This window comes from Sphingomonas sp. IC-11, from assembly GCF_021043365.1.
Lineage (GTDB): Bacteria > Pseudomonadota > Alphaproteobacteria > Sphingomonadales > Sphingomonadaceae > Sphingomonas.
The window spans coordinates 375,244-402,221 of sequence record NZ_JAJNDU010000002.1 but is presented as its reverse complement, the minus strand read 5'-3'; the positions used below and the strand labels follow the sequence as shown (position 1 = coordinate 402,221).

General features: G+C 65.0%; 26 protein-coding genes and 1 tRNA gene. 18 read left to right on the top strand and 9 right to left on the bottom strand.

The features are described from left to right. Window positions 1-107 precede the first annotated feature (107 nt). Window positions 108-2,066 (top strand): hybrid sensor histidine kinase/response regulator, encoded by a 1,959-nt coding sequence (locus LQ954_RS10520; RefSeq protein WP_231023001.1) that lies wholly within the window; start codon window positions 108-110, stop codon window positions 2,064-2,066. 95 nt (window positions 2,067-2,161) lie between these two features. On the opposite strand, the gene LQ954_RS10515 is transcribed toward LQ954_RS10520, so the two are convergent. Beyond that, the gene (locus LQ954_RS10515; protein ID WP_227771644.1) at window positions 2,162-3,241 is read right to left on the bottom strand and encodes an alkene reductase; all 1,080 of its coding nucleotides are present in this window, start codon (window positions 3,239-3,241) and stop codon (window positions 2,162-2,164) included. Between the two features lie 65 nt (window positions 3,242-3,306). Here LQ954_RS10515 and LQ954_RS10510 point away from each other — a divergent pair, with 65 nt between their 5' ends. The 6 genes from LQ954_RS10510 (at window position 3,307) to LQ954_RS10485 (ending at window position 9,481) form a co-directional block, all read left to right on the top strand. Next, a complete protein-coding gene (locus LQ954_RS10510) occupies window positions 3,307-4,221 on the top strand; it encodes a DMT family transporter (RefSeq protein WP_231023000.1) in 915 nt (304 codons plus the stop codon). 82 nt (window positions 4,222-4,303) lie between these two features. Then, entirely contained in the window at window positions 4,304-4,972 is a 669-nt protein-coding gene (locus LQ954_RS10505; protein ID WP_443026615.1) for a COQ9 family protein, read from the top strand. A gap of 73 nt (window positions 4,973-5,045) precedes the next feature. Continuing rightward, entirely contained in the window at window positions 5,046-5,300 is a 255-nt protein-coding gene (locus LQ954_RS10500) for a FeoA family protein (RefSeq protein WP_227771647.1), read from the top strand. 1 nt (window position 5,301) lies between these two features. Beyond that, entirely contained in the window at window positions 5,302-7,158 is a 1,857-nt protein-coding gene (feoB, locus tag LQ954_RS10495; protein ID WP_227771648.1) for a ferrous iron transporter B, read from the top strand. A gap of 9 nt (window positions 7,159-7,167) precedes the next feature. Next, window positions 7,168-7,716: a single-stranded DNA-binding protein gene (gene ssb / locus LQ954_RS10490; protein WP_231022998.1), complete on the top strand. Its 549-nt coding sequence runs from the start codon at window positions 7,168-7,170 to the stop codon at window positions 7,714-7,716. 274 nt (window positions 7,717-7,990) lie between these two features. Continuing rightward, window positions 7,991-9,481, top strand: coding sequence for a sensor histidine kinase (locus tag LQ954_RS10485; RefSeq protein WP_231023039.1), 1,491 nt, complete (start codon window positions 7,991-7,993; stop codon window positions 9,479-9,481). Here the strand turns inward: LQ954_RS10485 and LQ954_RS10480 are convergent. Genes LQ954_RS10480 through metX form a run of 3 tightly spaced genes read right to left on the bottom strand, consistent with a single transcriptional unit; the run spans window position 9,459 to window position 11,592 of the window. Beyond that, a complete protein-coding gene (locus tag LQ954_RS10480) occupies window positions 9,459-9,854 on the bottom strand; it encodes a response regulator (RefSeq protein ID WP_227771650.1) in 396 nt (131 codons plus the stop codon). The genes LQ954_RS10485 and LQ954_RS10480 overlap by 23 nt on opposite strands. Window positions 9,855-9,877: 23 nt before the next feature. Continuing rightward, window positions 9,878-10,477, bottom strand: coding sequence for a methionine biosynthesis protein MetW (gene metW, locus LQ954_RS10475; protein WP_231022997.1), 600 nt, complete (start codon window positions 10,475-10,477; stop codon window positions 9,878-9,880). Continuing rightward, window positions 10,474-11,592: a homoserine O-acetyltransferase MetX gene (gene metX / locus LQ954_RS10470; RefSeq protein ID WP_227771652.1), complete on the bottom strand. Its 1,119-nt coding sequence runs from the start codon at window positions 11,590-11,592 to the stop codon at window positions 10,474-10,476. Before metX ends, metW begins: the two co-directional genes overlap by 4 nt. Before the next feature lie 163 nt (window positions 11,593-11,755). Between metX and hisC the strand changes: the two genes are divergently transcribed. Continuing rightward, window positions 11,756-12,853 carry a histidinol-phosphate transaminase gene (gene hisC / locus LQ954_RS10465; RefSeq protein WP_231022996.1) on the top strand — a complete coding sequence of 366 codons (1,098 nt, stop codon included), beginning with the start codon at window positions 11,756-11,758 and terminating at the stop codon, window positions 12,851-12,853. 56 nt (window positions 12,854-12,909) lie between these two features. Then, the gene (locus LQ954_RS10460; RefSeq protein WP_231022995.1) at window positions 12,910-13,818 is read left to right on the top strand and encodes a prephenate/arogenate dehydrogenase family protein; all 909 of its coding nucleotides are present in this window, start codon (window positions 12,910-12,912) and stop codon (window positions 13,816-13,818) included. 51 nt (window positions 13,819-13,869) lie between these two features. Here LQ954_RS10460 and LQ954_RS10455 read toward each other — a convergent pair whose 3' ends face one another. Genes LQ954_RS10455 through ftsE form a run of 4 tightly spaced genes read right to left on the bottom strand, consistent with a single transcriptional unit; the run spans window position 13,870 to window position 16,698 of the window. Further along, a complete protein-coding gene (locus LQ954_RS10455; RefSeq protein WP_321576553.1) occupies window positions 13,870-14,568 on the bottom strand; it encodes a lysophospholipid acyltransferase family protein in 699 nt (232 codons plus the stop codon). Next, the gene (locus tag LQ954_RS10450; RefSeq protein ID WP_227771655.1) at window positions 14,568-15,101 is read right to left on the bottom strand and encodes a YdcF family protein; all 534 of its coding nucleotides are present in this window, start codon (window positions 15,099-15,101) and stop codon (window positions 14,568-14,570) included. The genes LQ954_RS10455 and LQ954_RS10450 overlap by 1 nt, the downstream gene beginning before the upstream one ends. Beyond that, window positions 15,098-15,994: a cell division protein FtsX gene (locus tag LQ954_RS10445; protein WP_231022994.1), complete on the bottom strand. Its 897-nt coding sequence runs from the start codon at window positions 15,992-15,994 to the stop codon at window positions 15,098-15,100. Before LQ954_RS10445 ends, LQ954_RS10450 begins: the two co-directional genes overlap by 4 nt. Further along, complete coding sequence (ftsE, locus tag LQ954_RS10440; RefSeq protein ID WP_227771657.1) at window positions 15,991-16,698, bottom strand: cell division ATP-binding protein FtsE; 708 nt, start codon at window positions 16,696-16,698, stop codon at window positions 15,991-15,993. Before ftsE ends, LQ954_RS10445 begins: the two co-directional genes overlap by 4 nt. A 155-nt stretch (window positions 16,699-16,853) precedes the next feature. On the opposite strand from ftsE, the gene LQ954_RS10435 reads away from it, so the two are divergent. From LQ954_RS10435 to trhO, 3 genes are all read left to right on the top strand, one after another. After that, the gene (locus LQ954_RS10435) at window positions 16,854-17,714 is read left to right on the top strand and encodes a zinc-ribbon domain-containing protein (RefSeq protein ID WP_231022993.1); all 861 of its coding nucleotides are present in this window, start codon (window positions 16,854-16,856) and stop codon (window positions 17,712-17,714) included. 172 nt (window positions 17,715-17,886) lie between these two features. Next, window positions 17,887-17,973 (top strand) — tRNA-Leu (locus tag LQ954_RS10430). Between the two features lie 65 nt (window positions 17,974-18,038). Beyond that, entirely contained in the window at window positions 18,039-18,992 is a 954-nt protein-coding gene (trhO, locus tag LQ954_RS10425; RefSeq protein WP_231022992.1) for an oxygen-dependent tRNA uridine(34) hydroxylase TrhO, read from the top strand. A 226-nt stretch (window positions 18,993-19,218) separates the two neighbouring features. Here trhO and LQ954_RS10420 read toward each other — a convergent pair whose 3' ends face one another. Beyond that, on the bottom strand, window positions 19,219-20,550 hold the full coding sequence (locus tag LQ954_RS10420; protein ID WP_227771660.1) for an MFS transporter: 1,332 nt from the start codon (window positions 20,548-20,550) through the stop codon (window positions 19,219-19,221). Window positions 20,551-20,701: 151 nt separating this feature from the next. Here LQ954_RS10420 and cyoA point away from each other — a divergent pair, with 151 nt between their 5' ends. The 6 genes from cyoA to LQ954_RS10390 are packed head-to-tail and all read left to right on the top strand — an operon-like array spanning window position 20,702 to window position 26,977. Then, on the top strand, window positions 20,702-21,874 hold the full coding sequence (gene cyoA / locus LQ954_RS10415) for a ubiquinol oxidase subunit II (protein WP_231022991.1): 1,173 nt from the start codon (window positions 20,702-20,704) through the stop codon (window positions 21,872-21,874). Between the two features lie 17 nt (window positions 21,875-21,891). Then, window positions 21,892-23,880 carry a cytochrome o ubiquinol oxidase subunit I gene (cyoB, locus tag LQ954_RS10410; protein ID WP_231022990.1) on the top strand — a complete coding sequence of 663 codons (1,989 nt, stop codon included), beginning with the start codon at window positions 21,892-21,894 and terminating at the stop codon, window positions 23,878-23,880. Window position 23,881: 1 nt separating this feature from the next. Then, window positions 23,882-24,541 carry a cytochrome o ubiquinol oxidase subunit III gene (gene cyoC, locus LQ954_RS10405; RefSeq protein ID WP_231022989.1) on the top strand — a complete coding sequence of 220 codons (660 nt, stop codon included), beginning with the start codon at window positions 23,882-23,884 and terminating at the stop codon, window positions 24,539-24,541. Next, window positions 24,538-24,951 (top strand): cytochrome o ubiquinol oxidase subunit IV, encoded by a 414-nt coding sequence (gene cyoD, locus LQ954_RS10400; RefSeq protein WP_231022988.1) that lies wholly within the window; start codon window positions 24,538-24,540, stop codon window positions 24,949-24,951. Before cyoC ends, cyoD begins: the two co-directional genes overlap by 4 nt. After that, window positions 24,951-25,673, top strand: a complete 723-nt coding sequence (locus LQ954_RS10395) for an SURF1 family protein (RefSeq protein ID WP_231022987.1) — start codon at window positions 24,951-24,953, stop codon at window positions 25,671-25,673. The genes cyoD and LQ954_RS10395 overlap by 1 nt, the downstream gene beginning before the upstream one ends. After that, a complete protein-coding gene (locus LQ954_RS10390; RefSeq protein WP_227771666.1) occupies window positions 25,673-26,977 on the top strand; it encodes an ATP-binding protein in 1,305 nt (434 codons plus the stop codon). Before LQ954_RS10395 ends, LQ954_RS10390 begins: the two co-directional genes overlap by 1 nt. The last annotated feature ends 1 nt before the right edge of the window (window position 26,978 follow it).

The window sequence follows — 26,978 nt, the reverse complement described above, 5'->3', positions numbered from 1 at the left end:
GCTGCTTGGTCCGCGGTTGAACGGTTCCGCGGAAAAGCGCGGTTTATTAATCAGTAACCCGCCATTTTTATTGCGGAATTGTTGCCACACCCATAGGCCGGGTTCCAATGAGTGCGACCCGCAACCAGCACCTGCTCGCGATGGAAAACGAGCGTCGTTTTCAGCTCCTGCTGGATGCGGTGAAGGATTACGCAATCTACTTGCTAGACGCGGATGGTTTCGTCGTCAGCTGGAATGCGGGGGCGCAACGCTTCAAGGGCTATTCCGCCTCCGAGATCATTGGCGAGCATTTTTCCCGTTTCTACACGCCGGAGGACCGCGCGATCGGTCTTCCCCTCCGCTCGCTGCAAACTGCGGCTTTGGAGGGCAAGTTCGAAGCTGAGGGTTGGCGAGTTCGCAAGGACGGACAACGCTTCTGGGCCAATGTCGTCATCGATCCCGTCAAGGACGAAACCGGCGCTTTGATCGGCTACGCCAAAGTCACTCGTGACATCAGCCAAAAGAAGGAAGCGGAACGCGCACTGTTCCGCAGCGAGCAGCAGTTCCGCCTGCTCGTCCAAGGCGTGCGTGACTACGCCATCTACATGCTCGATCCCGATGGAAACGTGTCCAGCTGGAACGCAGGGGCGGAAGCAATCAAGGGATATCGCGCCGAGGAGATCGTCGGGCACCACTTCTCCCGCTTCTATACCGAGGGAGACAGGGAAACCGGCGAACCTGCCAAGGCGCTTCGCACCGCCCTTCTCCAGGGCACGTTCGAAAAGGAGGCACTGCGCGTTCGCAAGGACGGGACAACCTTCTGGGCGCACGTGGTGATCGATCCGATCCACGACGACGCGGGCGTGCTGACTGGCTTCACGAAGATCACCCGTGACGTCACCGAGCGGCGCCGTGCTCAGGAGGAGCTGGAAACTGCACGCGAGGCATTGGCGCACAGTCAGAAGATGGAAGCCATCGGCCGCCTGACGGGTGGCGTGGCCCATGATTTCAACAACCTCCTGACGATTATTCGCTCATCGGCAGACCTTTTGCAGTTGCCGAACCAAACCGAAGAAAAACGGCAGCGGTACATCTCGGCGATTGCTGAAACGGCCGATCGCGCGGCGCAGCTTACCGGCCAGTTGCTGGCCTTCGCGCGCCGTCAGCCACTGGAGCCGGAAACTTTCTGCGTCGGTGAGCGCGTTCGCGGTCTTGAACGGCTGATCATCACCACCGTTGGTTCGCCGGTCTCCGTGAAGATCGAGATCGAGGAGGCTGTAGGCTCCGTCACCGCCGATCCGAACCAGTTCGAATCCGCGATCCTCAACATGGCCATCAACGCAAGGGACGCCATGCCGCAAGGTGGGGAGTTGCGGATATCGGCACGCAATGTCCGCCATGTTCCGTCCGTTCGCCGGCACGCGGCGATCGAGGGCGAGTTCGTCGCGGTGGACATCACCGACAACGGCACCGGGATGGATGCTGGAACCCAGGGGCGCATCTTCGAACCCTTCTTCACCACAAAGGAAGTGGGCAAGGGCACCGGGCTTGGCCTTAGCCAGGCTTATGGCTTCGCCAAACAGTCAGGCGGTGAAATCAGCGTACAAAGCCGTTTTGGCGAGGGTAGCACGTTCACCATCTATCTCCCTCGTGCCACCGCACGCGCCGCGCCTGATCAGGCCGGGTCAACGCCGGCGCAACTACGCGACGAGCTGCCAACGCAGCGAGTGTTGATGGTGGAGGACAATGAGGTGGTCGGCCGCTTCGCTCTCGCGCTGCTGGAGGAACTCGGGCAGTCGACGGTTTGGGCCACCAACGGCGAATCCGCGCTGAGGACGATGGAGTCGCAGAACGGCGCCTTCGACTTGGTGTTCACCGACGTGGTGATGCCCGGGATGAGCGGGGTCGAGCTCGCAAAGGAAGTGGAACGTCGCTGGCCGAATTGCCGCGTCGTGCTGACCAGTGGCTATAGCCATGTGCTGGCGGAGGAAGGAAACCATGGTTTCCCGCTGCTGCGAAAGCCGTATTCGCTGGAGCGGCTGATGGAGGTGCTCGGCGTCAGCGGAAAGGAAACTGCGCAGGCCTGAGGCCGCGCGGGACGCCATTCATCGCCGTTCGCACAGCGAGATAGCGGGCACCAAATGCTGCCCCGCCGCTATGACGGGGCAGCCACCCACTAGGCTCAGGCCGCGGCCTGCTCCTCGTAGGACGGATAGTCGATGTAGCCTTCCGGTCCCTTGGAATACCAAGTCTTGGGATTGTCCTGCGCCAGCGGGGCGCCGGCACGCAGGCGTTCGACCAGGTCCGGATTGCCGATGAACGGGCGACCGAAGGCGATGGCGTCGGCGAGCCCGGAGTCCAGATCGGCCTGGGCCTTCTCCAGCGTGTAATCCTGGTTCAGCACCAGCGGGCGCGTGAACACCTTGCGGATCTGCGGGCTCAGCTTGGGCACCGTGGTCGCCCCGAACGTGCCGTCGGGCGCCTGCTCACGCAGCTCAAGGAAGGAAATGCCAAGCTCGTCCAGCACCTTGGCGGCCGGAATGAACACGGCTTCGGGATTGCTGTCGTCGGCGCCCTGGGTCTCGCCATTGGGCGACAGGCGGATGGAGGTACGCTCGGCGCCGGCTACCGCAATCACCGCTTCCACCGCTTCCTTCATGAAGCGGATGCGATTGTCCGGCGAGCCGCCGTAATCATCGTCGCGAAGGTTCGTGTTGTCGCGCAGGAACTGGTCGATCAGATACCCATTGGCGCCATGCAGTTGCACCCCATCGAAACCGGCGGCCAGTGCGTTGCGAGCAGCCTGGGCATATTGTTCGATAGCTTCCTTGATCTCATCCAACGTCGCGGCGCGCGCCTCACCATAGGGATTCTTGGCCGGGTTCGGATAGGGCGCGCGGGTGGCGGAAGCCGACAGCGGCTGCAGCTTGTTCACATCCGGCCGCGCCAGCCGGCCCTGGTGCCACAACTGCGCAATGATCTTGCCACCGGCTTGGTGTACCGCCTCGGTGACTGGCTTCCAGGCTTCGGTCTGCGCTTCGTTCCAGATGCCCGGCGCGTTGGGCCAGCCCAACCCCTGGCGGCTGATGCCGGTCGCCTCGGAGATGATCAGGCCGGCGCCGGCGCGCTGGCGGTAATATTCGACCATCATTTCGGTCGGCACGTGATTGTCGTCGGCCCGGGTACGGGTCAGCGGCGCCATCAGCACGCGGTTTGCGGCCCGAATGGCGCCCAGTTCGATGGGATCGAATAGGCTTGGCATTTCAAACTCCCCTTCCGTTTCACTTTGCTACGGGACTTGCCCGACTTAGGTGGTTACGGGGCAGCATGCACGAGGGACCCGCCCCAAGAAAAGCTACATCACGCCCAAGCGGCGGAGCGCTGGCCTTTGCCGCCCTGATCGGCGGCAACGTCGCGCTTGCCTTCGGGCCCTGGTTTGTCCGCCTGACGGATGTGGGCCCAGTAGCGGCGGGGTTCTGGCGGATCGGCCTTGCGACTCCACTCCTGCTGGGACTCGCCTCTCTTACGGGCGGTCGGCCGATCGCAAGCGCCCGCGGGCTTGGCTGGGTGCTTGCCGGCTCCGGGCTCCTGTTCGCTGGCGATCTCGCCAGCTGGCACGTCGGGATTCATCAGACGAAGCTCGCCAACGCCACTTTGTTTGGCAATGCTGCCACCTTCGTGTTTCCGCTCTACGGCTTTCTCGTGGCGCGCGCCTGGCCGACACGGATGCAGGGGCTGGCGCTTGGGCTGGCTGCGGTTGGTGCGGCATTGCTGATGGGGCGCTCCTATCAGCTTGATCCGCAGAACTTCGTCGGCGACCTGCTCTGCCTGGTCGCGGGGATCCTCTACGCTGGATACTTCATCCTGATGGCGCGGGCACGGGCCAGCATGGCGCCCCTGCCCGCCCTTGGCCTGTCGTCAGCGGCAACGGTCCTGCCACTCCTCTTCGCCGCGGTGCTGCTTGGAGAGCGCATCTGGCCGCAGCATTGGGGGCCGCTGATCGGCCTCGCCTTGTGCAGCCAGGTGATCGGCCAAGGCTTGATGATCTATGCCCTGGGCCGGTTCAGCCCTCTTGTGATCGGCCTCGCGCTGCTGACGCAGCCGGTGGTGGCGGCAACGGTTGGCTGGCTTGCTTATGGCGAAGCGCTCGGCACGGCCGATTTCGTCGGAGCCCTGCTCGTCGCCATCGCGCTGGTGCTGGTGCGCATCGCGCCAGAACGCCGCGCGGCTATCTCGGACTGAAGCGGCACTCGCGGCTCTCCGCCCGGGTTCCAGCAACAGGGGAGAAGGCACAAGGTGGCAATTGCGCCACTGACGCGCCTATATGCTGTTCATGACCGATACCGCAGACTTCACGCTCGACGAGATTCGCGTCCTCCTTGCGCCCGCCATCGCGGAAAATGCTGCGTTTGACGGCTGGGCACCGGCTGCGCGAGACATGGCAGCGGACATGAACGGTGTTGATCGTGATGTGGCAGCCCTCGCTTTTCAGGGTGGGCCGGTTGATATGATCGATGCCTGGTTCGCCAGTATCGATGCGGCCATGACGGAGTTGCTCCCGCCACAGCAACTCGCCGCGATGAAGATCCGGCAGCGGATCACCGCACTTGTTGAGGCACGGCTGATGGCCACGGCCCCGCACCGTGAGGCACTCCGTCGGGCGCTCGCGATCCTTGCCATGCCTCAGAACGTCGGCACGGCCGCGCGGCTCGGCTGGCGCAGCGTCGATGCCATGTGGCGCGCCGCCGGGGACACGGCGACCGACTATAATCATTATACGAAACGGGCGATGCTGTTCGCCGTCTACGGTGCCACGGTCACCGTCTTCCTTGATGACGAGAGCGAGGGCCACGCCGATACCCGGGCCTTCCTGGCACGGCGCATCGACGGGATCATGCGGTTCGAAAAGGCAAAGGCGGGGATCACGCGGCGCGCCCAGCACCGGCCAAGCCTTACCCGCTTCGTGGGCCGCCTGCGCTATCCGGTGGTTTGATCGCGCTGCTCGCGCTCACGCATTTGAGCGCGTGTGAATTGATAACCATTCGCAATGCCGTTAAGGTGCTTGCGTGCTTGCTCCTGCTCCCCTCCCGCTCGAATCGCTCCCGCTGCGTCGCCGGGCGACGGTTTCCGCCATCGCGTGGGATCGGCTCGCCACGCCAGAGGCTCGCCGCCTGCGCGAGTTCGGCTTTGAGGAAGGGGTGTCGGTGGAGCTTCTGCACCGCGCCACTCTGTTCCGCGGGCCGGTCGCCTGCCGGATCGGGCGCATGACGGTGGCGCTGCGCCGCAATGTTGCGGCGGCGATCACGGTGACGACCGACTGACATGAGCATCCTCCCGCTGGTCGCGCTCGTCGGCAATCCGAATGCCGGCAAATCCGCTTTGTTCAACGCCTTGACCGGCGCCCGCCAGAAAGTGGGCAACTACCCCGGCGTCACGGTGGAACGCCATTCGGGCCGCTTGGCGCTAGACGATGGTCGCCCGGTTGAACTCGTCGACCTCCCCGGCACCTACAGCCTGGATCCCTCTTCTCCTGACGAGCAAGTCACGCGCGACGTTCTGTTCGGCCGTCAGGTGGGCGAGCGCCGGCCAGACGCGCTGGTGGTCGTCGTGGATGCCGCCAATCTCGATCTTCACCTTCGTTTCGCTCTCCAATTGATCGCGCTTGGCCTGCCGGTGGTGGTCGCGCTCAACATGGTCGACCTAGCCGAGCGGGACGGCCTAACCCTGTCTGCGGAGGCCCTTTCTCAAAAGCTCGGCGTGCCGGTGGTGCCAACCGTCGCGGTGCGCAAGCGCGGGCTCGACGTGCTGCGCGCTGCCCTTACCACCGCGGTTGAGGGAAGCGGGCAACAGGCGGAGATTCCTGCTGCGGGCGACGCGGAGCCGATGAGTCAGCTTCAGCGCCGGGCGCGGGAAATCGCCCGTGCAGCGATTGTTTCCGAAACGCCAACCCGGCGCTGGAACAACGCGCTCGACACGATCGCCTTGCACCCTGTAGTCGGGCCGATCGTGCTGGTGGCGCTTATGTTCGTCATGTTCCAGGCCGTGTTCAGCTGGTCCGAAGCGCCGATCGGCTGGATCGAGGGCGGCTTTGTGGCGCTGGACGAAGCCATCCGCGGCATCATGCCGGACGGCCTGCTGCGCTCCATGATAACGGACGGATTGATCGCCGGCGTTGGCGCCGTGCTGGTCTTCCTGCCTCAGATCCTCATCCTGTTCACCTTTATCCTGGTGCTCGAGGCATCGGGATATATGGTGCGCGCGGCCTTTCTGATGGATCGCATGATGGCGGGCGTCGGCCTGTCGGGGCGGGCCTTCATCCCGCTATTGTCCAGCTTTGCCTGCGCCGTTCCGGGGATCATGGCCACCCGCACGATCAGCGATGAAAAGGACCGGCTGACCACGATCCTGATCGCGCCACTGATGACATGCTCGGCGCGCCTGCCGGTATACACCATCATCATCGGCGCGTTCATCCCGGACCGCAACGTGCTTCCCGGCGTCGGCTTGCAGGGGCTGGTGCTGCTCGGCCTTTATCTGGCGGGGATCGCCGGCGCCTTCATCGCCGCGCTGGTGCTGCGTCGCACGGTCACGAAGGGCGATTCATCGGGCTTCATGATGGAAATGCCGCGCTACCAGATGCCGCGCCTCAGCGACATCGCGATCGGCCTGTGGAGCCGTGCCTGGCTGTTCGTGAAGCGGGCGGGCACCATTATCGCGCTCACCACCATCGTGCTTTGGGCGTTGCTCAGCTTCCCGCGCGCGCCGGAGGGACAAAGCCAGGTCGATCATTCCATCGCCGGTCGCATCGCCAGCGGGATCGAGGTTGTCGTTCGGCCGATCGGCTTCAACCACGACATCGCGCTTGCACTGCTCCCCGCGATGGCCGCGCGCGAAGTGGCGGTTTCGGCGATCGGTACGGTCTATGCGGTGGACGATGCGGAGGATGCCGCGGGCGAGCGGACGATTATCGAAAACCTGCAGCACCGCTGGTCACTGCCCACGGCGCTCGCCTTCCTGATGTGGTTCGTTTTCGCGCCGCAATGCATTTCCACGATCGCCGTCGCCAGACGCGAGACCAACGGGTGGAAGTGGCCGCTCTTCATGGTTGGCTATCTGTTCGGCGCCGCTTACATCATGGCCGGAATCACATACTGGCTCGCGGTTGCCGCGGGCCTCTGAGGGGCCCCAATGGCAGGCAGCGTTAACAAGGTTATTCTCGTCGGCAATCTCGGGCGCGATCCCGAATCACGCTCGTTCCAGAACGGCGGCAAGGTCGTGAACCTGCGCATCGCGACCAGCGAAACGTGGAAGGATCGCAACTCCGGCGAGCGCAAGGAAAAGACCGAATGGCATTCGGTCGCCATCTTCAACGAAGGCCTGGCAAACGTCGCTGAGCGCTTCCTGCGCAAGGGCTCCAAGGTCTACATCGAAGGGCAGCTGCAGACCCGCAAATGGCAGGATCAGAACGGCCAGGACCGGTATTCGACCGAGGTTGTCCTGCAAGGCTTCAACAGCGTCCTGACCATGCTTGATGGGCCCGGCGGCGGTGCTGGTGGTGGTGGCGGCGGCGGTCGCGACTTCGGTGGGCGCGACGATTTCGGCGGCGGTGATGATTTCGGTGGCGGCTTTGGCGGCGGTGGTGGCGGCAGCCGCGGCGGCGGCGTCAACAAGGGCGGCGGCTTCGGCCAGTCGCGCGGTGGCTTCGCGGACGATCTTGACGACGACGTCCCGTTCTAGGATCGAAATCACCGGGTCGGCGGTTGATGCCGGGTTCCTCTTGGGGAACAATCGCGCCGCACGATAGGGCAAGGGCCGGACTGCTGGACGAGGACGCCGCACCTTCCTTGACGAAGGGGGCGCCCGTCCATCGCCCCGCGCCCCCGGACGCGACTCAATTTACCCTCACCGGTCGTCCGGCCGGTGATGGATCAACCCGACGGGAAACGTGACTCCTTCTTCCGCGCCCCTCTCCAACCACTCCCTCTTCAACGAGGGCGCTCGTGAACGAGTGATGGCGCTGTACGATCTCGCCGGCGCTAGAGACGAGGGGCTGCTCGACGATCTCGTCACATTCGCCGCGGAACTTTGCGCCACGCCAACGGCGGTGGTCAGCGTGGTGGAGACCGAGGCGCAGGTCTTCCTGTCGCGCACTGGCACCGATCTGGAAGGAACACCGCGTTCCCAGTCCTTCTGCGCGCATGCAATGCAGGGCGCGCGCACAATGGAGGTGCCGGACGCGACCCAAGACGCGCGCTTCGCGGATAACCCGCTTGTCACCGGCACGCCGCACATTCGCTTCTACGCCGGCGCGCCCCTCACCACGCGCGAGGGCATCTCGCTGGGGGCGATCTGCGTTCTGGATGCGGCGCCTCGCGACGGCCTGACGCCCTTTCAGACGCGTGGCCTCGAAATCCTCGCGACAACGGCAATGGCACGTCTTGAGACGCGCCGCGCTGCGCGTGAGCAGCGAGAGCAACGCAAGTCGGCGGCGCGGGCACGGGCGGCGCTGGCGGATAGCGAAATGCGCTTTCGCACCTTGGCAGACACCATGCCTCAGATGGTCTGGTCGACGCTGCCTGACGGCTTTCACGATTATTACAATGCACGCTGGTATGAGTTCACTGGCGTTCCCTCCGGCACCACCGACGGCGCTGGCTGGAACAACATGTTCCATCCCGAGGATCAGGAAAGGGCCTGGCAGGTCTGGCGGCAGAGTCTGTCGACTGGCGAGCCATACCAGATCGAATATCGCCTTCGCCATTTCGACGGCACTTACCGCTGGGTGCTTGGCCGCGCCTTGCCGATCCGTGATGATGCGGGGCAGATCACGCGCTGGTTCGGCACCTGCACAGACATTCACGAGCAGAAGCTGGCGCTCGAAGAGCGCGAGATCATCAGCCAGGAACTGTCACACCGTATCAAGAACATCTTTGCAGTGATCGGGGGCTTGATCCAGGTCGCGGCGCGGGCGCACCCGTCGCTTGCGCCGCTCGCCTCCGATCTTCGGCAACGCATTGCCGCGCTTGGCCGGGCGCATGATTTCGTTCGCCCGCACAGCCCGAGATCCCGCCCCTCTGTGCATCAGGATAGCCTGCGTGGCCTGCTAGACGAGCTGCTGGCGCCCTACCAGTCACGGCCCGGGGAGCGGGTGACGATCACCGGCGCGGACGTGCACGTCGACGACCGAGCCGCCACTCCATTGGCGCTGTTGTTCCATGAGCTCGCCACCAACGCGAGCAAATATGGTGCACTGTCGAACCCCGAGGGCCAGGTCATCATCGATATCGATACGCGGGGCACACAATCGCATATTCGCTGGCAGGAGCGCGGCGGCCCGCGCGTTGATGCCGAAGCAAAACCGGAAGGGTTTGGTAGTCAGCTGATCGAGTTGAGCGCCGTTCGGCAGCTTGGCGGCACGATCAGCCGCAATTGGCCGGTCGAAGGGCTGGAATTGTTGCTGGAGGTTCCGACGGCTTCGTTCAGCCGTGCGCACCGATCCTGATGACATCTTCGTCCGGGGCCACATCCTGATCGCCACTGGCTAGCGCAGCCGCCGCCAGGATTGCCCGATCGCTGAACGGTTTGCGAACATACCCCAGCGCGTCGGACGGAATGCCGATCTGCGACGGATTGGCGGTGACAAAGACGACCTTCACGCCATAATCGCGCGCGATCCGCTCCGCGATCTTGGGCCCCGTCGCCCCATCACGAAGATTGATGTCCACGAAGGCGAATGAGCACCCTGGCGCCGCGGCGATGGCTTGGTCGCTGTCGGCGGCAATGCCCGCCACTTCATACCCGGCGTCAACAAGGATCCGTTCGAGATCCAGCGCAACGAAGATCTCGTCTTCAATGATCAGGGCTGTCTTGGTCATGATATGTTGCCGTGCAACACTGATTACGGCCTATCGGTTCCACGAAGCAGAAAAATTGCATGTTCCGCGAGAAAATTGGCCGCGGCCGATCTGGTCTGCTTGTCGCCCGAAAGGAACCAGGCCCCCTCCACCGCAATGCCGCGCTCGCGCAGATGCGCGCGGAAATCGTCCACGGTCAGGTGGTGAATGTTGGGCGTGTCATACCAGCGTTCGGGCAACAGCCGGGTTACCGGCATCCGTCCACCCCACAACAGTGACAAACGCACGCGCCAGTGCGCGAAATTGGGAAAGCTGACGAAAGCGCGCTGCCCGATCCTCAGCAACTGGCCGAGCACCGCGTCGGGCGCGCGACAGGTCTGCAAGGTCTGGCTGAGGATCGCGTAATCGAAGCTGGCATCGGGATAGCCGGCGAGATCGGTGTCGGCATCGCCCTGGATCACGCTGAGCCCGCGGCCGACCGCCGCGGCAACGTTGCGGGGGTCCAGTTCCAGTCCACGCGCGTCCGCCTGCTTGGAATCGCGCAGGGCCGCCATCAGCGCGCCGTCGCCGCAGCCCACGTCAAGCACGCGGCTGCCCGCCGCGACATGATCGGCAATGATCGTGAGGTCCGCGCGCAGGGTCATGATGCGGTTCCCATGAAGCCGGCGACGACTCGGTTCATCTCCGGCGAATCGAGCAGGAAGGCGTCGTGGCCATAGGGGCTGGACAGCTCCACGAAGCTCACCGGGGCGCCCGCAGCATTGAGCGCCTGCACGATGCTGCGCGACTCGCGGGTGGGGTAAAGCCAATCAGTGTCGAAGCTGATCAGCGCGAAGCGGGCGCGAGTCTCGCGGAAGGCATTGGCGAGCAGGCCGCCATGCTCCTCTGCCAGATCGAAATAGTCCATCGCGCGGGTGATATAGAGATAGGAATTGGCGTCGAAGCGATCGACAAAGGCGATGCCTTGGTATCGCAGATAGCTTTCGACCTGGAAATCGGCGTCGAAGCCGAAGCTCTTGGCCTCACGCGCCTGCAGCCGGCGGCCGAACTTTTCGGTCAGGCCGGCTTCGGAAAGATAGGTGATGTGCGCCGCCATCCGCGCAACTGCCAGGCCCGCCGCTGGCACGTCATGCCCGTAATAATCCCCGCCGCGCCAGTTGGGGTCCGCCATGACGGCTTGCCGCCCCACCTCGTGGAAAGCGATGTTCTGGGCCGAATGGCGGGCGGCCGATGCGATGACGACGACCGCCTCCACCCGCTCCGGGAAGGTCGCGGGCCAGCTCAGCGCTTGCATCCCGCCCATCGATCCGCCGATCACCGCCTTCAGCCGTTCGATGCCGAGATAATCGAGTAACAGCGCCTGCGCGCGCACCATGTCGCGAATGGTGATCACGGGAAAGCCCATGCCAAAAGGCTTGCCGGTCACGGGATTCACGGTCGCGGGGCCGGATGATCCCATGCAGCTGCCGATCACGTTGGCGCAGACCACGAAGAACCGATCGGTGTCCACAGGTCGCCCCGGTCCCACCATCTGCGTCCACCAACCCTGCTTTCCGGTTCTCGGGTTGGCGCCCGCGACATGCTGATCCATGGTCAGCGCGTGGCAGATCAGAACGGCATTGCTGCGATCGGGCGCAAGCGTACCATAGGTTTCATAGGCGATCTCGACCGGCGCAAGCCGCCCCCCGCCGTCTAGCGGCAGCGGGCCTGGCAGGATAACGTGGCGCTGGAGACCGAAACGCTGGTCGTCGGCGGACATGGGTGTGCGCTAGCATCGTGTTGCCGATGGGGGAAGCGGTGCATCTGCGCCGCGCTGCGCCTTCCCGCCCGCTCGCGGCGCCCAACTTGGCGCCGCTTTGACCCCGCGCGGCCAAATCCGCGCCGTTGCCAACCCTTGTCGCCCCCCGCTATGCGCCCGCTCCATGACTGGACCCGTTCCCAAACCATGGATCATGGACATCGCCCCTTATGTGCCTGGGCGGTCGACGACTGACGACGGGCGAAAGGTCGCCAAGCTTTCGTCTAACGAGAATCCGCTCGGCACCAGCCCCAAGGCGCGCGCGGCATTCGCCGCTGCCGCGAACAACCTCGAACGCTATCCGGACGCCAGCGCGAATGAGCTGCGCGACGCGCTTGCCGCCAAGCACGGGCTCGATCCCACCCGGATCATCTATGGCAATGGCTCGGACGAGGTGCTGCATCTCGCCGCCGGCGCCTTTGCCGGGCCGGGCGACGAAGCGATTTTCGTGAAATATGGCTTCGCAGTGTATCCGATCGCCATTCGCCGTGTCGGTGCGACCCCGGTGATCGCGCCGGACGCGGACTATGCAACGGATGTCGACGCCATTCTTGCCGCCGTGACGGATCGCACGCGCGTTGTATTCGTCGCCAATCCAAACAACCCCACCGGCACCTATGCGCCCCGTGCTGAGATCGAGCGGCTGCACGCCGGGCTTCGCGACGACATCCTGCTGGTGCTCGATCACGCCTACGCCGAATATATCGACGGCGGCGACGACGATGGTGGAATGGCCTTGGCGGCTTCTGCTTCCAACGTGCTCGTCACCCGCACATTTTCCAAGATGTACGGCCTTGCGGCGGAGCGGATCGGCTGGGGCTATGGGGCGCCCGCGATCATCGAGGCGATGCACCGGATCCGCCTGCCCTTTTCGATCACCATTGCCGGCACCGCTGCCGCAGTGGCGGCGCTGGGCGATACCGATTTCGTCGCCAACACGGCCGCACACAATGCCAAGTGGCGGGCGTGGTTCTCGGATGAGATCGCCAAGCTGGGCAACGCTGGCCTGCGGGCCATTCCCAGCCAGGCCAATTTCGTCCTGGTCGTGTTCGAAGGCGATCTGACGGCAGAGGCAGCGTACAAGGGCCTGATGGACGCGGGCTATATCGTCCGGTGGCTGCCGGGCCAGGGTCTGCCGCACGGGCTGCGCATCACCATCGGCACCGAAGATGAAACCAAGGGCGTCATTGCCGCCCTTCGCCAGATGACGGGCGCGGCGTGATCGGCCGTCGCGCTTCCCGAAGCGCGACGGCACACAGGCACTAGGCACAAATCGACATGCTTCCTTTCGCCCGCGTCACCATCGTCGGCCTTGGCCTGATCGGCTCCTCCGTTGCGCGTGCGGTGCGGCAGCACATGCCGACCGTTCGCTTGACGGGCCATGATGCAGACGCCGACGTGCGCGCTCGTGCGGACCGGCTGGGGATCGTCGACGATGTGACCGACACAGTCGGCGCTGCCGTGACCGATGCGGAACTGGTGATCCTGTGCGTTCCGGTCGGTGCGATGGGGGCCGTCGCGATCGAGATGGCCGCTGACCTGCCCGCCGATGCGATCGTCAGCGATGTCGGCAGCTGCAAGGCCGAGGTCGTCAGGGCGCTGACATCGGCTCTGCCGGGCAGGACCATCGTTCCGGCACACCCCGTTGCAGGCACTGAGCAGAGCGGGCCGGAGGCCGGGTTCGCCAGCCTGTTCCATCGCCGCTGGTGCATCGTCACCCCCGTCGCGGACGGTGACCCCGTCGCAACGGAGCGGGTTGCCGAATTCTGGCGACGGCTGGGCAGCATGGTGGAAATCATGGCGCCCGATCATCACGATCGCGTGCTGGCCGTGACCAGCCACCTGCCGCACCTCATTGCCTATACCATCGTCGGCACGGCGAACGACCTCGCTGAGGTCACCCAGTCCGAAGTGATCAAGTTTTCCGCCGGCGGCTTTCGCGATTTCACGCGTATTGCGGCTTCAGATCCGACGATGTGGCGCGACGTGTTCCTCGCCAACAAGGAAGCCGTGCTGGAAATGCTTCAGCGCTTCAGCGAAGACCTTTCGCACCTTCAGCGGGCGATCCGCTGGGATGATGGCGACACGTTGTTTGATCTGTTTTCCCGTACCCGCACGATCCGTCGCTCGATCGTCGATCAGGGGCAGGACGATGCGGCGGCGGACTTCGGCCGCAAGCACGACTGATCGCCTTTCCGTCTGCGGCTCTCTCTACGACCGCATCGCCATACCGGACGATCAGCGCGCGCGTTCCAGCTCCAGCGCGTTGATCGCTTCCCAAACCCGCTGCTCGACTTCGCGACGCGGCAGCCCCGGCGGGATGGGTTCGCCGATCCGCATCGTGACCACGCCAGGCCGCTTGGCCCCCTTCCGGGGCAGGAAACGCCCGCTGTCCAGCGCGATTGGCACCACAGGCAGGTTCAGCGCCTTGTACAGCCCGGCAAAGCCTGATCGCAGTGGCGGCGTTTCCCCGGGCGCAACGCGCGTTCCCTCGGGATAAACGATCACCGAACGCCCCCTTGCACGTAGCGCGGCGCCTTCGGCCATCAACTGGCGCAAGGCCTTGGCAGACGCTTCGCGATCAACCGCCATGGATCCGTACTTGCGCGTCGCCCAGCCCCACACCGGGATCTGCGCCAGCTCACGCTTGAGCACCATTGCCGGCCCGCCCAGGATCAGCTGCAGCTCAGTGGTTTCGTACATCGCCTGGTGCTTGGCCACGAACAGGAACTGCCCCTCGGGCACCGTTCCTTCCACTCGGGTCGTGATGCCAAGGATGTGGCGCGCGGCCCAGCGCTGGAAACGCGCCCAGCGATGCGCGTGATGGATAACCGTCCGCTCACCAAAGAGCGCGGCCGGTGCAACGCCCAATACGATGGGCACCGATCCGGTGTAGAAGACGATCTGGTAGATGATCGATCGCAGCCAGTTCAACATCAGCCAATTCCCGCCCACAACGCGATCCGGCGCAGGATCAGCTTGTTATACTCGTTCACCAGCCGTCCTAGACGCTGCTCCGCTGGAACGCCGTCGCGATAAATGCGGACGTCGCTGTCCAGAGTCGCGCCCAGTTCCATGCGCGCGCGGGCCATGTGCCAGTCGGATGTCACCAGGCGCACGGATTTGTACCCATGCTCGCGCATCCAGCGCGCGGTCTCTTCGGCGTTGGAGCGGGTATCCACCGCCTCGCGCCCCAAATCGACGCAGCAAGCGATCGCCGCTTCATGGCCGTTTGCCGCTGCCAGATCCGCCTTGCGCAATCCGGTGGCGACGCCCGTAACCAGCATCCGCTTCGCTCGCTTGCCCTCGATCAGCGCCAGCCCGCGCGGGATCCGGCCGGGCCCGCCGGTGGGCACCACGATGGCGTCGGTGGTCAGCTGCGGATCAGCAGGCTGGGCCAGCGTCAGCATGAAAGCGGCAAAGCCCAGGCTCCAGGCAACGGCCACCAGTCCGATCAGCCGCGCGATCACAGCACGGATTCCAGCGCGCGGGTGATGGTGAAGCGTGCTGCCAGCGCCGCGAGCAGCACGAAAGCGATCGGCAGCATCCCCAACATCGCCCAGCCCGATGGTCCAAGGCTCGCCTGCCCCAGCAACTCCGATCCAAGCTCCGTCGCCTGCGCACTGACCAGCAACAGCATCGCGATAGCCGCAAGGCTGCCGATCGCGGCCCCGACGCCGGCGTCGCGGGCGATCCTCCGCTGGAACAGGCGCGCGACCTGCACATCGGTTGAACCAAGCATGTGCATCACTTCGATGGTGTGCCGATGGGCATCCAAGCCTGCTCGCGCCGCGAGCACGACAACCGCAGCCGTGGCGGTGGCCAGAAGGACCACCAGCACCAGCGCGATCAGCACCACCAGATCGAGGAAGTCGGCAACAGGGGCCATCCACGCTTCCTGTGCGTCAACGCGGGCTGCGGGTGCAACCCGGTTCAGCGCGGCGCGAACCCGCGACAATGCGGCCGGTCCCTCCGTCGCCAGCTCAAGATCGATCATGGCCGGCACGGGCAGGTCGGCATCGGCGCTGTCGTCGCCCAGCCATGGCCGCAGCAACGCTGCCAGCTCGTCGCGATCCACCGGCTCGGCGCTGCGAACCTCCGGGAGCCCGCGCATCGCTGCCAGCGCTCGCGCCGCCTCCGCTTCCTGGCGTTTGGGATCGCTCGCCACCACTTGCACCGTTGCGCGGCCAACCAGCTGGTTTTCCAGCGCATCGGCCGCATTGCGGGTCGCCAGCCCCAGCGCCGCGCCCAGCACGGTCAGGAACAGCATGATCGCGATGATCCACACCATCGCCCGCACCCCGCGCGCTTCGTCCAGCACGCGGCGCGTACGCTCTGCCCGGGTCATCACGACGCGGTTCATGCCGGCTCCCGAGCCGGCGGGTGCCGCAGGGTACCGGTCGGATCCTGCAGGCGCCCCTTCACCAGCCGCATCATCTGCGCACCGGACACGCGCTGCATCAAATGGATGTCGTGGGTCGCCACTACGACCGTTGTCCCAAGCCGATTCAGCGAATCGAACAGCAGCAGCAATCGCTCGGCCATTTCGGGGTCGACGTTGCCGGTCGGCTCGTCCGCCACCAGCATCTCCGGGCGTGCAATCACCGCGCGGGCGATTGCCACGCGCTGCTGCTCGCCACCCGACAGCGTCTCCGGCCGCGCATCGGCCTGGTCGGCAAGCCCAACCCATGCCAGCATTTCGCTCACCGGCTCCGCGATCTCCGCCTCCGGCATCCCGGCAATGCGCAGCGGCAGTGCGACATTGTCTGCCGCTGACAGGTGCGGGACCAGCCGGAAGTCCTGAAAGACCACGCCAATGCGCCGGCGAAATCCCGGCAGGCGGCCGCGCGGCATGGTGACGGCATCTTCGCCGAACAGCCGGATGATCCCGCGACTAGGGCGCTGCGCGAGGTACAGCAGGCGCAGCAGCGACGTCTTCCCCGCCCCGCTCGCGCCCGTCAGGAAATAGAAGGATCCCGGCGCCAGCGCGAAGCTGATGTCGGACAGCGTTTCCGGCCCGTTGCCGTAGCGCAGCCCCACATTTTCGAACTGCACGATATTCGCCATTGCGGCGCCGTTCGTCCTTTACCCGCTGATGCCCCGCACGCGCCATCGCACGATGCACCTTGATGCTTCAACCTTCCCTTGCATGCAGCGCAAGGGCCGTGTTTAGATTCGCGATGGCTTCAGCCCTTCCGTTCACCCGCCGGTAGCGCCCCGCGATGATCCTGCAATGTCCCGAATGCCGCACCCGATATCTGGTGCCCGATACCGCGATCAGCGCGGAAGGGCGGACGGTTCGTTGCGCCCAGTGCCGGCACAGCTGGCATCAGGAGCCCGACGCCCGAGCGGTGGAGGCGATCACCGCCGCCGCATCGGAGATGGCGCCGCCCGCCGGGTACGCGTCTGACCAGCCGCCCCCGGCGGCGGCAGCCGAACACGCAGCCGCATCAGCGGCGGTGGAGCGCGCGGTGTCCGCTACTTCCGACGCGGCGCGCCCTGCCGAAGCGGAGACGCCTCCGGTTGCGTCGTTCGTCAGCGCTGCGGCCCCCGGCACGGCAGGCGCGAGCGTCAACCCATTTCCCTGGCCGACCACGCCCGCCGCAGCGGTTTCCGCGGAGAGCGCCGCCCCCGCGCCTCGCAAGCGCGCCCGCGTCAATCCCGCGCGCCGCTGGACCATCGCGGCGGTGCTGGCGGCATTGCTGATGCTGGTCGCCGTCGGCGCGATCCTGTGGACCAGCGCTCCCGGCCTTGCGACGCAGCTCGGCCTGTCGTTCGGGCCGCAGGAATCACCGCTTCGCCTGATCGACAATCCGATCGAGCGGCGGGAGATCAGCAACGGCAGCGAATTGTTTGCGGTCAGCGGCAAGGTGCTGAACCCGTCGAACGAGCGCCAGCGGGTACCCGATATCCGCGCAGACCTGCGTGACGCGCAGAACCGGATCGTCTTCACCTGGACGATCATTCCGCAGCAGCGCACGCTGGCGCCCAAGAGCGCGATCGACTTCAATTCGGCCAAGCTGGATGTACCCGCCAGTTCCAAGAAGCTGGAATTGAGCTTCGTCGGGGAAGACGGCAACTAAGGGGCGCCCGGCCGAATGAGCGTCTGGCGGCCGGGGTGGACAAAAGCGGGCGCCAACATGCGAAATCGCAATCTTTTCGCGCAGAACCACCAAAGCCCCATTGCCAGCCCCTGGAACCCTTGCTAGGGGCGCGCTCCTGCCAGCCGCCGGCCCAGCCCGGCGGACATCACGTGCGGTCGTGGCGGAATTGGTAGACGCGCAACGTTGAGGTCGTTGTGTCCGAAAGGACGTGGAAGTTCGAGTCTTCTCGACCGCACCATTGATGAACGGCGGGGGCTACCAACGCTCTTCGGAGCGCCCCTCCCGTTCTCCTGCCGGCAACCTATGACCCAGCCTTTCCGCACCGCGGCCCTTTATCAGTTCACTCGCTTCGACGATCCCGTCGCCTTGCGCGCTCCGATCGAGGCAGTTTGCCGAGCCAATGGCATTGCCGGCACGCTGCTGCTGGCGAGCGAGGGGCTGAACGGCACGATCGCCGGCCCTGCCGACGGGCTGGAAGTGGTCATCGCCCACCTTCGCACATTGCCGGGCTGCGAGGGGCTCGTCGTCAAATATGCCTGGGCGCCGGAGATGCCTTTTCACCGGATGAAGGTCCGGCTGAAGAAAGAGATTGTCTCCATGGGCCAGCCCGGACTGGATCCGGCGCGCGACGCTGGCACCTATGTGGCTCCGGAGGACTGGAACGCCCTCATCGAGCGGCCCGACACGATCGTGATCGACACGCGCAACGATTATGAGGTTGCGATTGGCACCTTTCCCGGCGCCATCGATCCGCGCACGCGTACCTTCCGTGACTTTCCCGAGTGGTTTCGCGCCAATCGCGAGCAGCTGATCGCTGACGGAACCAAGGTCGCGATGTTCTGCACCGGCGGAATTCGCTGCGAAAAGGCAACGGCCTTTCTGAAGGCTGAGGGCGTTGACGAGGTCTACCACCTCGAAGGCGGCATCCTTAACTATCTGGAGAAAGTACCCGCCGACGAGAGCCGCTGGGCCGGCGAATGCTTCGTGTTTGACGAACGCGTCGCGGTGACGCCTGATCTGGCGCCGGGCAGCCATGTTCTGTGCCGCGCCTGCCGTCGCCCGGTCGGCCCGCAGGACCGCCAATCCGATCTCTATGTGGAGGGCGTCAGCTGCCCCGCCTGCCACGCCGAGCATGACGACGAGCAGCGCCGCCGCTTTGCGGAGCGCCACCGTCAGGAAACGCTCGCCCGCGCGCGCGGCGTCCGCCACATCGGCGCGCGCATGATCGACGAGCAGGACGACCCGGCGGCCGACTGATCCACGCGCTAGCCCGAGCCGCTGGCGCGGCGAAAGCAAGCGTTCTCAACGGGCTAAGACCGTGCCAGCCTGGATGCGTGTCGGGCAGCTTCGTGGACCGGCTACCAGCCGCACAGCATAAAGAAGAAATCGCGCCGATCAGGCGCGGTCCCAATGCTGCGGCACAAGCCTGTCGCCGCTCACGCGCCGCACACGGCGCCTGAGCGGCGGGTAGCGACCCCGCGCCTCAGGCGGCGCGGCGGCCGAACTCCTTGTTGATCGCCAGCGCCGCCAGCGTGCAGACCGCGCCGGACAAGAGGTACAGGCCGACCGACCACAGGCCGAAACGGCTGGCGAGGAACAGAGCGACCAACGGGGCGAAGCCGGCACCGATCACCCAGGCGGCATTGGCGACGATCGCTGCGCCGGTGTAGCGGCTCTCCGGCGGGAAGTTGCTGTTCACCGCACCCGAGGACTGGCCGAACGCGAGGCCCAGCAGCGCAAAGCCCCCCAGCATGTAAATCGCTTCGCCGACCTCACCAGCGCCGAGCAGCCGAGGCGCAAAGCCGCTGTACACCGCGATCAGCGCTGCCGAGACACCCAGAACGGCGCGCCGGCCGACGCGGTCCGCGATCACGCCGGAGGCGAGGATCGCCAACAGGCCGATCACTGCGCCCAGCGCCTCGATGCCCAGGAACCGCACCGGCTCCTCCCCGGCGTACAGGATCACCCAGGACAGCGGGAACACCGTGACGAGGTGGAACAACGCGAAGCTGGCAAGCGGAGCAAGCGCGCCCAGCACGATCGTACGCCGTTCGCGGAACATGGTGGCGAAGGCGGGCGATGGCTGAAGCTCCCGGCTTTCGAACAGGCGCTCGAACTCCGGGGTGGCAACGAGTCGCAGCCGCGCGAACAGGGCCACCACGTTGATCGCCAGCACCACGAAGAACGGATAGCGCCAACCCCAGCTCAGGAAGTCCGCCGGCGTCAGGATCGCGAGGAAATAGGCAAACAGGCACGATGCCACCAGCAAGCCCAGCGGCGCGCCAAGCTGCGGAATCATCGCGTACCAGCCGCGCTTTTCCTCCGGTGCGTTCAGCGACAAAAGCGACGGCAGGCCGTCCCATGCGCCACCCAGTGCCACGCCCTGGCCGATGCGGAACAGCGCCAGCAGCAGCGCCGAGAGCGTTCCCACCTGGGCGTAGCTGGGCAACAGCGCCAGCGCCATGGTCGATCCGCCCAGCAGGAACAGCGCCATGGTCAGCTTGGTGCCACGCCCGTGAACGCGGTCGATCCACATGAACAGCAAGGTGCCGAACGGCCGGGCCAGGAAGGCGAGCGCGAAGATCGCGAACGAATACAGCGTCCCCGTCACGGCATCGACGTAAGGGAACACCAGCTTCGGAAACACGAGGACCGACGCGATCGCATAGACGAAGAAGTCGAAGAACTCGCTGGTGCGGCCGATGATCACGCCGATCGCGATCTCACCGGGGGCGATTTCCTTGTGGCGCGCATTCACCAGCCGTGCGTCACGCTCCAGGGGCGTCGAGTCCGCCGCAGTGGTTGATGCAGTCATTCGTCATGCTCCCGCGGCAATCCGCCGTGCAATAATGGTTGGCCCGCGTCGGGGTTCATCAATACACGCCTGTGCCGGAGGCACGCTAGTGACGGGATTGGACAAATTGTCCAATGTAGCGCCCCGCGGACTCGGCCTAGGAGCGCATCATATGCCCGACCATCCCGCCCCGCTGGCACGGCTTGCCCGTGCGGCTTTGATTCCGCTCCTGCTGTTCGTTGCCGGTTGCCAGGGCGCCGTGCTCGATCCGGCAGGCGATATCGCACTTCAGCAGCGCAACCTGATCTACGCGTCGGTGGCGCTGATGCTGCTCATCATCGTTCCGGTGATGATCCTGACGGTCGTCTTTGCCTGGCGGTATCGCGCGGGTAACAAGGATGCGACCTACGATCCGCACTTCGATCACTCGACGTCGCTGGAACTCGTCATCTGGTCCGCGCCGCTGCTGATCATCATCGCGCTTGGCGCGCTGACCTGGTCGAGCACGCACCTGCTCGATCCGTTCCGCCCGCTGAATCGCATTTCCGCGACGAAGCCGGTCGATCCGAAGCAGAAGCCGCTGCTGGTCCAGGTGGTGTCGCTCGATTGGAAGTGGCTGTTCATCTATCCCGAACTCGGCATCGCCACGGTGAACGAGCTGGCGCTCCCGGTCGATCGGCAGGTCCGCTTCGACATGACGTCCAGCAACATGATGAACACCTTTTACGCGCCGACGCTGGCGGGCATGATCTACACCATGCCTGGGATGCGCAGCACGCTGCACGCCGTGCTCAACCGTCCTGGCGATTTCGAAGGCATGTCCGCCAATTACAGCGGCGCCGGCTTCTCCTACATGCGCTTCCGTCTGCGCGGGCTGGACGATGCCGGCTTCGCGCGCTGGGTGGGCGAGGTGAAGGGCCGCGGCGCGACTCTGGATACCGCCAACTATCTGAAGCTGGAAAAGCCCAGCGAGAAGGTGCCGGTCATGCACTTCGCCAGTGTCGATCCGAGCCTCTTCCAGCGCGCATATGAGCGCTGCGTCACCCCGGGCACGCCGTGCATGAGCGAGATCATGGCCCGCGACCATGCGGCGGGTGGTGGCGGCAAGCCGCATCCGATGAAGGCCGGCGAAGGCATGCCGTCCGGCCGCCAGTCGCTGCCGCGCGAAAAGCCGGAGGGCGGGCTGATGAAGGACACGGACGAGATCACGCCCGTGCCGCACAACTCCAAGCCGCGCCAGCCCGGTACGCCAGGCACGACCGACCCTGACTCGCCGCGTAACCGCGACCTCACCTTCCTCTCCCTGCCATCCGCGACGGGTCATGCCCGCGCGGCGCGCGGCTGAGCCGCCGGAGCCCCTCGATGTTCAACGAATCCGTCCTGAAGACGATATGCGGTCGTCTCAGTCTAGAATCCTTCCCGATCCATGAGCCAATTCTGCTCGTGACCTTCGGTGTCGTCGTCCTGCTTGGCCTCGGCATCGTCGGTGCGGTGACCAAGTACAAGCTGTGGGGCTATCTGTGGACCGAGTGGTTCACCAGCGTGGACCACAAGAAGATCGGGATCATGTACATGATCCTGGGCATCATCATGCTGCTGCGCGGCTTTGCCGACGCCATCATGATGCGCCTGCAGCAAGCCATGTCGTTCGGCGCGAACGAAGGCTATCTGAACGCGCATCATTATGATCAGATCTTCACCGCCCACGGTACGATCATGATCTTTTTCGTCGCGATCCCGCTGGTGGTGGGCATCATCAACTATGTGATGCCGTTGCAGATCGGCGCCCGCGACGTCGCCTTTCCGTTCCTCAACAACTTCAGCTTCTGGCTGACGGCGGCGGGCGCAGCGCTCGTCATGGTGTCGCTGTTCGTCGGTGAGTTCAGCCGCGGCGGCTGGCTGAATTACGTGCCGGTCGCCAACCTCCAGAACAGCCCGGATACCGGGCCGGATTATTATCTCTGGGCGCTTCAGATCGCCGGCATCGGTACCACCCTCTCGGGCATCAACATGGTGGTCACGATCATCAAGATGCGTGCGCCCGGCATGACGATGATGAAGCTTCCGGTGTTCTGCTGGACGGCGCTGTGCAGCAACGTGCTGGTTATCGCCATCTTCCCGGTCCTCACCGCCGCCTTCGCGATGCTGATGCTGGATCGCTACGTCGGCACCAACTTCTTCACCAATGATCTCGGCGGCAACCCGATGATGTATTGGAACTTGGTGTGGATCTGGGGCCACCCAGAGGTATACGTCCTCATCCTGCCGATCTTCGGCATCTATTCGGAAGTCACCTCGACCTTCACGGGCAAGCGGCTCTTCGGCTATTCGTCGATGGTCTATGCCACGGTCGTCATCACGATCCTGAGCTACCTGGTGTGGCTGCACCACTTCTTCACCATGGGCTCGGGCGCCAGCGTCAACAGCTTCTTCGGCATCGCGACGATGGTCATCTCCATCCCGACGGGTGCGAAGATCTTCAACTGGCTGTTCACCATGTACCGTGGCCAGATCCGGTTCGAGCTGCCGATGCAGTGGGTCGTCGCGTTCATGCTCACCTTCGTGGTGGGCGGTATGACCGGCGTGATGCTCGCGATCCCGCCGGCCGACTTCGTGCTGCACAACTCGCTGTTCCTGGTCGCGCACTTCCATAACGTGATCATCGGCGGCGTCGTGTTCGGCCTGTTTGCCGGCATTGATTACTGGTGGCCCAAGGCCTTTGGGTTCAAGCTCGATCCGTTCTGGGGCAAGATCCACTTCTGGGGCTGGGTCATCGGCTATTGGGTCGCCTGGACGCCGATGTACGTCGCTGGCCTGATGGGCGTCACCCGTCGCCTGCGCCACCTCGACGACGCGACCTTGCAGCCGTTGTTCGTCATCGCCGCGATCGGCGTTGCGATCATCGCGATCGGTATTGCTGCCTTCGTCATCCAGATCGCGGTCAGCATCATCAACCGTGACAAGCTTCGCGTCGGTGACGATCCGTGGAACGGCCGTACCCTGGAATGGGCGACCAGCTCGCCCCCGCCGGCGTACAACTTCGCCTTCACGCCCGTCGTGCACGATCTCGATGCGTGGCACGACATGAAGGAGCGTGGCCACCAGCGCCCGAAGAGCGGCTTCATGCCGATCCACATGCCGCGCAACACCGGTGCAGGCGTGATCCTGTCCGCGCTCGCCACCGTGCTCGGCTTCGCCATGGTCTGGTACATGTGGTGGCTGGCGGCGGTGAGCTTTGTCGCCATGATCGGCTACGGCATCGCGCACACCTTCAACTACAACCGCGATTATCACATCCCGGCCGAGGAAGTGGCCGAGAACGAACGCAAGCACGCGCTGGCGGGAGCCTGACATGACGACCCATTCCCCCACCGTGGAGGAAGCGAACCGGACGGCCGGGGCGGATGCCGCCCCGCCCATCTTCTACCAGACGGAGGCTGATCATCACGATCACAGCTCCGGCGGTACGATGCTGGGCTTCTGGATCTACCTGATGAGCGACGCGCTCATCTTCGCCACGCTGTTCGCCACGTACGGCGTGCTCAGCACCAGCTATGCTGGCGGCCCTGCCCCGGCACAGATTTTCGATCTGTCGCTGGTCGCGCTGAACACGGCGATGCTGCTGATCTCCTCGATCACCTGCGGCATGGCGATGATCGCGATGGAGCAAGGCAACGTCCGTGGCACTCAGTTGTGGCTTGCCATCACCGGCCTGTTCGGCGCCGCGTTCATCGGCATCGAACTCTACGAGTTTGCCGAGCTGATCCATGAAGGCGCCACGCCCATGCGCAGCGCCTTCCTGTCCGGCTTCTTCACCTTGGTCGGCACGCACGGCCTCCATGTGTTCAGCGGCCTGATCTGGATCGTGGTGATGCTGGTCCAGCTGGGTCAGCGCGGTCTGATCATGGAAAACCGCCGCCGCCTGATGTGCCTCAGCATGTTCTGGCACTTGCTCGACGTCGTCTGGATCGGCGTCTTCACCTTCGTTTACCTGCTCGGAGTCCTGCGATGAGCGCCTCCCACCCCCGCGCCAATACGCACGATCACGGCCATCACGGTCACGACCACCACGGCCATGACGCGCCGCCGGCTGATGGCGGCCACGGCCACGGCTCGCGACGCGGCTATGTTATTGGCTTTCTGCTGTCGGCGGTGCTGACGGCAGTGCCGTTCTGGCTGGTGATGACGGGCGCGCTGGCCAGCGTGCAGGCGACCGCCATTATCGTCGTCGCCCTCGCCTTCGTGCAGATCATCGTCCACACCTTCTTCTTCCTGCATCTCAATCCGCGTGCGGAGGGCGGCTGGACGTTGCTCGCCTTCATCTTCACCGTGATCATCATCGCGATCGTGATTGCGGGTTCGCTGTGGATCATGTTCCACCTGAACAGCAACATGATGCCGATGGACGGCATGGGCATGTGATGCGGCGTTATGCGTTCGTCGGCGTCTGCCTGACGCTGGCGGCGCTGTTCACGGCACTTGGGTTCTGGCAGGTCGAGCGCCGTGCCTGGAAGCTCGATCTGATTGAAAAGGTGGAGACGCGGGTTCACGCCGCCCCGTCTCCCCTGCCCCCGCCGTCCCAATGGGGCGGTGATCTGGCGTACCGGCGGGTGCGTATCACCGGCCGCTTTCTTCACGATCGCGAGACTCTGGTTCAGGCTGTCACCGTGCACGGCGCGGGCTGGTGGGTGTTGACCCCCATGCGCCTGTCGGATCCGGAACCGGCCTTCCGGCGCGCGACAGGCCACCCGCTGATCCTGGTCAACCGGGGCTTCGTACCCAATGAGCGCCGCGATCCCGCCAGCCGAAGCGCTGCCCAGCTCGCCGGGCGGGTCACCATCACCGGACTGCTGCGCACGTCGGAGCCGGGCGGCGCCTTTCTGCGCAGCAACGATCCGGCCGCGGATCGCTGGTTCTCCCGCGACGTTGCCGCCATCGCCCGGGCGCGCGACCTTGGCCCGATCGTGCCGTTCTTCATCGATGCCGACAGCACGGCTAACCCGGGTGGTTTCCCGATCGGCGGGCTGACCGTGATCGCGTTCCGCAACAATCACCTGTCCTACGCCATTACATGGTTCGCGCTGGCACTGCTCAGCGTTGGAGGCAGCGTGATGGTGATGCGCTCGGGCCGCAAAAGGCGATGATGGATTCGCCCCTTCTCGCGCTCACGCGTCGATCCGTGGCGCAGGCCGGTTCATCGCGCGATTCCACCGCCGCCGAAAACATGCGCCAGCTGCTTCAGCTGCGCTGGATGGCGGTCGCTGGCCAGTTGATCACGATCCTGGTGGTTCACTTTCTTCTCGGGGTGAAGCTGCCGCTGTTCCCCATGCTGGTGGTGATCGCGCTTCAGGTCTTCGCAAACGTCGTAAGCTTCGTGCTGCTCAGCCGGGATCGCGTCACCAACGTCGAATTGATGCTCGGCCTCCTGTTCGACGTCGGCTCCCTCACGGCGCAATTGTCGCTTAGCGGCGGTGCCACCAACCCGTTCGTGTCGCTGTACCTGATCCAGGTGGTGCTTGGCGCGATCCTGCTGGAAACCTGGTCGGTCTGGGTGCTGGTCGTCCTCACCACCGTTTGTTACGCCGGGCTCGCCGCCGACAGCCGTCCGCTTGATTTTCCCCCCAGTATCGAGCCGCTCATTGGCGATCTCAACGCGCTCGGCGCATGGCTCAGCTTCGTGCTCAGCGGCACGCTGCTGGCGATGTTCGTCACCCGGATCAGCCGCAACCTGCGCGCGCGCGACGCCTTTCTGGCCGATCTGCGGCAGCGCGCGGCGGAAGAGGATGGGATCGTGCGCATCGGCCTGTTTGCCAGTGGCGCGGCGCATGAACTCGGCACGCCGCTCGCCTCCTTGGCGGTGATCCTCAGCGATTGGCGGCGCTTGCCCAAAATCGCACAGGATCCCGAACTCGCCGGTGAGTTGGCGGAGATGCAGGCGGAGGTGGAGCGCTGCAAGGCGATCGTCACGGACATTCTCCATTCCGCCGGCGAGCCACGCGGCGAGGCGATGCAAAGCGTCGCTGCTCGCGCCTTTCTTCATGACATCGTGGAGGAGTGGCGCACTACGCTTGCCAGTGGCCCTCTCGACGTCGACCTGAACGGTTTGGGCGATGCGGCGGTTGTTGCCGGCCCCTCGCTGCGCCAGGCCGTGTGGAACCTCCTCGACAACGCCACCGAGGCGTCGCCCGGCAGCGCGGCATTGGTCGCCACCTGCGATGCCGACGAACTCACCATCTCGGTGATCGATCGGGGGCGCGGGTTCACCGAAAGCCAGCTCGCGTCGGTCGGCAAGCTCTATCATTCGGGCAAGGGCGCTGGCCACGGTGTCGGCCTGTTCCTTGCCAGCAACGTCGCCCGCCGCCTGGGCGGGCGGCTGGAGGCGATGAACCGTCCTGGCGGGGGTGCCGATGTGCGGCTGGTCCTCCCCCTGGCGAAATCAAGGCGCTAGG